The sequence below is a fragment of the Arthrobacter sp. 05T442 genome (assembly GCF_056395945.1).
The window spans coordinates 1-5,229 of record NZ_JBFTKM010000040.1 but is presented as its reverse complement, the minus strand read 5'-3'; the positions used below and the strand labels follow the sequence as shown (position 1 = coordinate 5,229).

The following is a 5,229-nucleotide window of genomic DNA, read 5'->3' as shown; positions in this document are numbered from 1 at the left end:
GCCGACCACACCAAATGGGGAACCCTCGGCATCAGCACCATCGCCGCCCTCGAAGACGCCGACGAACTCATCAGCGACGACCACCTCCCCGGCGAAGCCCGACGCATCCTCGCCCAACGCGTCGGCCGCCTACGCCTCGCCCCCACCAGCACCGCCGCGGCCGGCTGACCGGCCAGAGACCACCCGAACCCCTAACGCCAACGCTTGGAGCTGCCGTGAACCACCCGCATCCGTCCCCCGCCTCCGAGGGTGACAGGCTCCTGGAAGCGCTGCCCGCGGAACCGCTGTACCTGCGGTCCTCGGGCACGGCCCTGCTCATCGACTTCAGCGCGGGTGAGCCCGCAATACTGCACTTCGGTGCCGATCTTGGCCCCGACCTTCCGGATCTGTCCCTGCTGGGGGGTCCCGTTCCGCCGTCGTCGCTGGACATTCCCGTTACCCTGGGCCTGATCCCGCAGGCTTCCTCCGGGTGGCGCGGACGTCCGGGCCTCCGCGGGCACCGCAACGGGCGGGCGTTCTCGACCAGGCTCCGCGTGGTGTCGGTGCGGACGGCGGACGCGGACAGCTCCGCCGTCATCACGCAGTCGGACCCCGACGCCGGAATTACGGTGAGCACCGAGATCAGGATCAACGACGGCGGCCTGCTCCAGCTCCGGCACCGGCTCGCCAACGACGGCCCGGATGCTTATGGCGTCGAGGAGCTGGCAACGGTGCTGCCTGTGGGCCGTGCCGCGACGGAAATCCTGGACCTGACGGGGCGCTGGTGCCGGGAGACCCACCCCCAGCGCCTCCCGATGCGGCAGGGCACGTGGGTCCGCTCGGGCCGGCACGGACGCACCGGCCACGATTCGTCTCTGCTGCTGGCCGCGGGGACCGCGGGCTTCGGCAACCGCCACGGCCAGGTGTGGGCCGTGCATCTGGGCTGGAGCGGCAACCATGAGAGCTTCGTCGAGACGATCGGGGACGGCCGTTCGGTCATCGGCGCCTCCGAACTGCTCGGCTCAGCGGAGATCACCCTGGCGGCGGGGGCAAGCTACGAGACTCCGTGGCTGTTTGCCGCATACTCCGATTCCGGCCTGGACGGGATCAGCGATGCCTTCTACGCCTGGTTCCGCGGACGCCCGCACCATCCCGGGGTGCGCTCCGGGAAACCCCGCCCGGTGGTGCTGAACGTCTGGGAAGCGGTCTATTTCGACCACAGGCTTCCCGCCTTGCTGGAGCTGGCCGAGTCCGCGGCAGGGCTCGGCGTCGAGCGGTACGTCCTCGACGACGGCTGGTTCCGGGGCCGCCGGAATGACGGCTCGGGCCTGGGCGACTGGTACGTCGATGATCAGCTGTGGCCCGACGGACTGGCTCCGCTGATTGACGCGGTCACCGGTCACGGCATGGAGTTCGGTTTGTGGGTCGAACCGGAAATGGTCAACGAGGACTCGGATCTGGCCCGCGCCCATCCGGACTGGATCGCGGGGCCGGCCCGGCCCTCCGGCGTGGAAGCCGGCGCGCCGGGCGGCCGGCTGCCCGAGCGGTGGCGGCACCAGCAGGTCCTGGACCTGGTCAATCCCGAGGCCTGGCAGTACATCTTCGACCGGCTGCATGCCCTCCTTGGCGAGTACCGGATCAGCTACCTCAAATGGGACCAGAACAGGGACCTCACCGAGATGGGCCACGACGGAGGCGCTTCGGTGCACGCCCAGACCCTGGCCGTGTACCGGCTCCTGGACGAGCTGCGGAAAGCCCACCCTGACGTTGAGATCGAGAGCTGCTCCTCCGGTGGCGCCCGCGTGGATCTCGGCATCCTGGAACGCACCGACCGGGTCTGGGCCTCGGACTGCAACGATGCCCTGGAGCGCCAGAGCATCCAGCGGTGGACCGGGGTTGTGGTCCCGCCCGAGCTCATGGGCGCGCACATCGGCCCGACGACTTCGCACACCACAGCCCGGACGCATGAGCTGTCTTTCCGCGCCATCACGGCCATGTTCGGCCACTTCGGGCTGGAGTGGGATGTGCGGCAGCTCAAAGGCTCCGAACGCAGCGAGCTGGCGGCGGCGATCGCGCTGTTCAAGGACTACCGCGGGCTGCTGCACAGCGGACGCATGGTGCGCGCCGACGAGCCGGACCCCTCGCTGATGCTCCACGGCGTCGTGTCCCAGGACGGGGCCGATGCGCTGTACGCGCTCGTGTCCGTGGCGACCTCCTATTCCGAAGTCCCCGGGAGGGTTCCGCTACCGGGGCTGCGGCCTGACGAAAACTACCGGGTCGAGCTGGTCTACCCGGCCCCCGGCAACGGGCATCCGTTTATGCAGATCCATCCCCCGGCCTGGCTTTCCTCCGGGGTTGAGGCGAGCGGCCGTTTCCTCGCCGAATCGGGCCTGCCGATGCCTGTCCTGAACCCTGAACACGGCTTGCTCCTGAGCGTGCGCGCCGTAGCGGACAGCACCGTTGCGGACCCCACGGTCCGCAACGGTGGGAGGCGGACGTAACATGGGCACCATCACGAAGCGGCCGTACTTGCTCGCCGACGGGCGGGACATTATCTACTTCGATGACGCGGACACGGCGCTGCCTCCCGAGCGTTCCCCTGATCTGCGCGAACCGGCTCCGCGTCCGCCGACCGCCACGATGCGGCAGGACGTGCTGACCGGCGAATGGATCTCGGTGGCGTCCGCCCGCCAGAACAGGGTGGTCCTGCCGCCGTCGCATCTGGACCCGTTGTCACCGGCCTCCGCCGGGAACCCCTCGGAGGTGCCCAGCCTGTACGACGTCGCCGTCTTCGAAAACAAGTCCCCGTCCTTCGGACCGGACCTTGCCGGGCCCGGCGCACCCGAGGGCCTTGGGGACCTCGCACAGATCGGGCTGGGCCGCAGCCGGCAGTCCGTGGGCCGGTGCGAGGTCGTCTGCTTCTCCCCCGAACACACCGGATCCCTCGCCGGGGTATCACTGTCCCGCATGCGGACCGTGGTGGAGGCCTGGGCGGACCGGACAGCTGCCCTGTCCGCGCTGCCCGGCGTCGAGCAGGTCTTCCCGTTCGAGAACCGGGGGGAGGCCATTGGCGTGACGCTGCATCATCCGCACGGGCAGATTTATGCCTACCCTTTCATCACGCCCCGCACGGCGCAGCTCATCCGCTCGATCCAAAGCTACGGAAGCACGCTGTTCGAGGACGTCCTCAGCTTCGAGCGGAAGTCCGGGCGGGCGGTGCTCCAGGGCGAGCATTGGACCGCGTTCGTCCCCTTCGCCGCGCGCTGGCCGCTGGAAGTCCATGTCCTCCCGCACCGGCACGTGCCCGACCTCGCCGCCACCAGCACCGCGGAACGCGACGAGTTCTCCCACCTCTACGGCCGTCTCCTGCGTGGCGTGGACGCGTTGTACTCGACGCCCACCCCCTACATTTCGGCCTGGCACCAGGCCCCGGTGCATGCCCACCGCGACGACGTCCGGCTGATGCTCCAGCTGACGTCTCCCCGGCGGGAGGAAACGAAACTCAAATACCTTGCCGGTTCAGAGGCGGCGATGGGTGCATTCATCGCCGACATTCCGCCCGAAACGGCGGCCGCCCGGCTGCGGGAGGCCATCGGGGCCTGACCGAAGCCGCTGCGCGGGGCCAGTGCGTGTCTCCCAACGAGGCTGACCGCTGGCTGGAAAACTTGGGAGCGTGTCTCGTTTTCCGGTTCTTACCGATGATCAGTGGGCCCGCGCTGAGCCCTTGCTGCCCCGTTCCGACAGTCAGCGCGGCCGCCCGTTCCGGAACCACCGCCAGGTCGTCGAGGGCATCGCGTACCGGTACCAGTGCGGAATCGCCTGGCGGGACCTGCCTGAGCAGTTCCGTCCGTGGCAGACCGTGTGGAAGCAACACAGCCTTTTCGCAGCAGACGGGATCTGGGATCGGATCCACGCCGTGCTGCTGGCACAAAACGGCGGACGAAAGGGCCCCGATCCAGCGTAGGCGGCGGGAACATTCCCGTCCCGGCGGAACGTCAGCTGGTGGCTAGGCTGCCAGCGGTGAACCGAAAAGCTCTTCGGCCAGACGGACCAAATGCTCCGGGACGTCGGTGTCCCTACCGTGGTCGTCACGGCCCAGAATGACGGCCTGTCCGCGGGCTGTCCCAGCGAGATCAAGCCCGCATTCATGCATTAGCTGCCCCGCGCGAAGGTTCGGCGGGAGATTGATGATGGTCCCCTCGGCGTTGAGGTACACGTGCCAGCCGCCGCGCGTGATTGACTCAATCTCTCCCCCGACAAGTCCCCGCAGGACCTCAGGGTCCGTGTCCAGGAATTCAATCCGGACGGGCTCGCCGAGCCGGGCCGGAATGATCAGTGCGGTGTATCGTGTGGCGCTCATCTTGTGTCCTCTACTCCGAGTAACTAAGACCGCCTCCATTGTGCTCCCAATCCCGTCCGAACCCGGGCAGGCCGGCCGGAAAGTTCCGCACCCCTTTTGTCCTGTGGTTGCTGCTGAAACCGGTCCAGGCAACCGCGAGGCTTTCACGGAGTTCTACCAGCGCACCTCGCAGCGGGTTTTCGGCGTGGTGGGGCGGGTGGTTGTCGATCCCGAACTCAGCGAGGAAGTGACCCAGGAAGTTTGCATCGTGGTCTGGCAGGAGGCGTAAAGAAAATACGGCCAGCGCGCCGGGAAGCCCGACCTGCTGACTGGCCGGCTGACTGGCTGACTGGCTGGCTGGCTGGCTGGCTGGCTGGCTGACGACGATCTCCCGTACCAGGGCCGTGGACAAGGTCCGCTAGCATCAGTGCAGCACCAACCGTGCCGCACGATGGGCCGCCGCCTCCTGGAGCCATCCCTACGACGAGGTAGCCCATTCCTTCATCGACCGGATGCCCTGCAACTCGTCGATTCCCTGAGGACACTTTCGCCGCTGCAACGCGAACCGGTTGTGCTGGCGTACCTCGGCGCCCTCACCTTCCGTGAGGTGGCGGAGAGACTCCCGGCACCTTTACCCACCATCAAGTCCAGGGTCCGCGCAGGCCTGAATCCGCTCGCGGACAACTCGAGCCCGTCCGAGGGCAGAGTCACGGCGGCCCGTGCGCCGGATGCCATCACCGGACGCCGCGGAAAGACAGGCTTGTCGGCGGCGGGCACGCGACGGGTCCGGGGACCGGCATCACGGAATGGTTACGGTATCCGGGGAACCCATCCGGAACAGTGTTGATGCCGAAGTACTCCTGACAGAGAAAAACCCGCCCCGCTGAAACTCCGCGGCCCGCACCACGGCC

Annotated in this window: 5 protein-coding genes and 1 pseudogene; 5 read left to right on the top strand and 1 reads right to left on the bottom strand. The window is 68.1% G+C overall.

The genetic code is table 11. The features are described from left to right. The first annotated feature begins 269 nt into the window (after window positions 1-269). From AC1DES_RS19015 to AC1DES_RS19005, 3 genes and pseudogenes are all read left to right on the top strand, one after another. Entirely contained in the window at window positions 270-2,480 is a 2,211-nt protein-coding gene (locus AC1DES_RS19015) for an alpha-galactosidase (RefSeq protein WP_476897257.1), read from the top strand. Window position 2,481: 1 nt separating this feature from the next. Further along, entirely contained in the window at window positions 2,482-3,582 is a 1,101-nt protein-coding gene (gene galT / locus AC1DES_RS19010) for a galactose-1-phosphate uridylyltransferase (protein WP_476897255.1), read from the top strand. 70 nt (window positions 3,583-3,652) lie between these two features. Further along, window positions 3,653-3,910, top strand: a pseudogene (locus AC1DES_RS19005) (transposase); the annotation flags it as partial. A 75-nt stretch (window positions 3,911-3,985) separates the two neighbouring features. Here AC1DES_RS19005 and AC1DES_RS19000 read toward each other — a convergent pair. Next, entirely contained in the window at window positions 3,986-4,339 is a 354-nt protein-coding gene (locus tag AC1DES_RS19000; protein ID WP_476897254.1) for a DUF3846 domain-containing protein, read from the bottom strand. Window positions 4,340-4,442: 103 nt separating this feature from the next. On the opposite strand from AC1DES_RS19000, the gene AC1DES_RS18995 reads away from it, so the two are divergent. Both AC1DES_RS18995 and AC1DES_RS18990 read left to right on the top strand, forming a co-directional pair. After that, window positions 4,443-4,607: a hypothetical protein gene (locus AC1DES_RS18995; protein WP_476897253.1), complete on the top strand. Its 165-nt coding sequence runs from the start codon at window positions 4,443-4,445 to the stop codon at window positions 4,605-4,607. A gap of 162 nt (window positions 4,608-4,769) precedes the next feature. Then, window positions 4,770-5,165, top strand: coding sequence for a sigma factor-like helix-turn-helix DNA-binding protein (locus AC1DES_RS18990; RefSeq protein ID WP_476897256.1), 396 nt, complete (start codon window positions 4,770-4,772; stop codon window positions 5,163-5,165). The last annotated feature ends 64 nt before the right edge of the window (window positions 5,166-5,229 follow it).

Bases quoted from the DNA above. Each gene is read 5' to 3' on its own strand.
- galT (WP_476897255.1), top strand. From the start codon at position 2,482: ATGGGCACCATCACGAAGCGGCCGTACTTGCTCGCCGACGGGCGGGAC.
- AC1DES_RS19000 (WP_476897254.1), bottom strand. From the start codon at position 4,339: ATGAGCGCCACACGATACACCGCACTGATCATTCCGGCCCGGCTCGGC.
- AC1DES_RS18990 (WP_476897256.1), top strand. From the start codon at position 4,770: ATGGGCCGCCGCCTCCTGGAGCCATCCCTACGACGAGGTAGCCCATTC.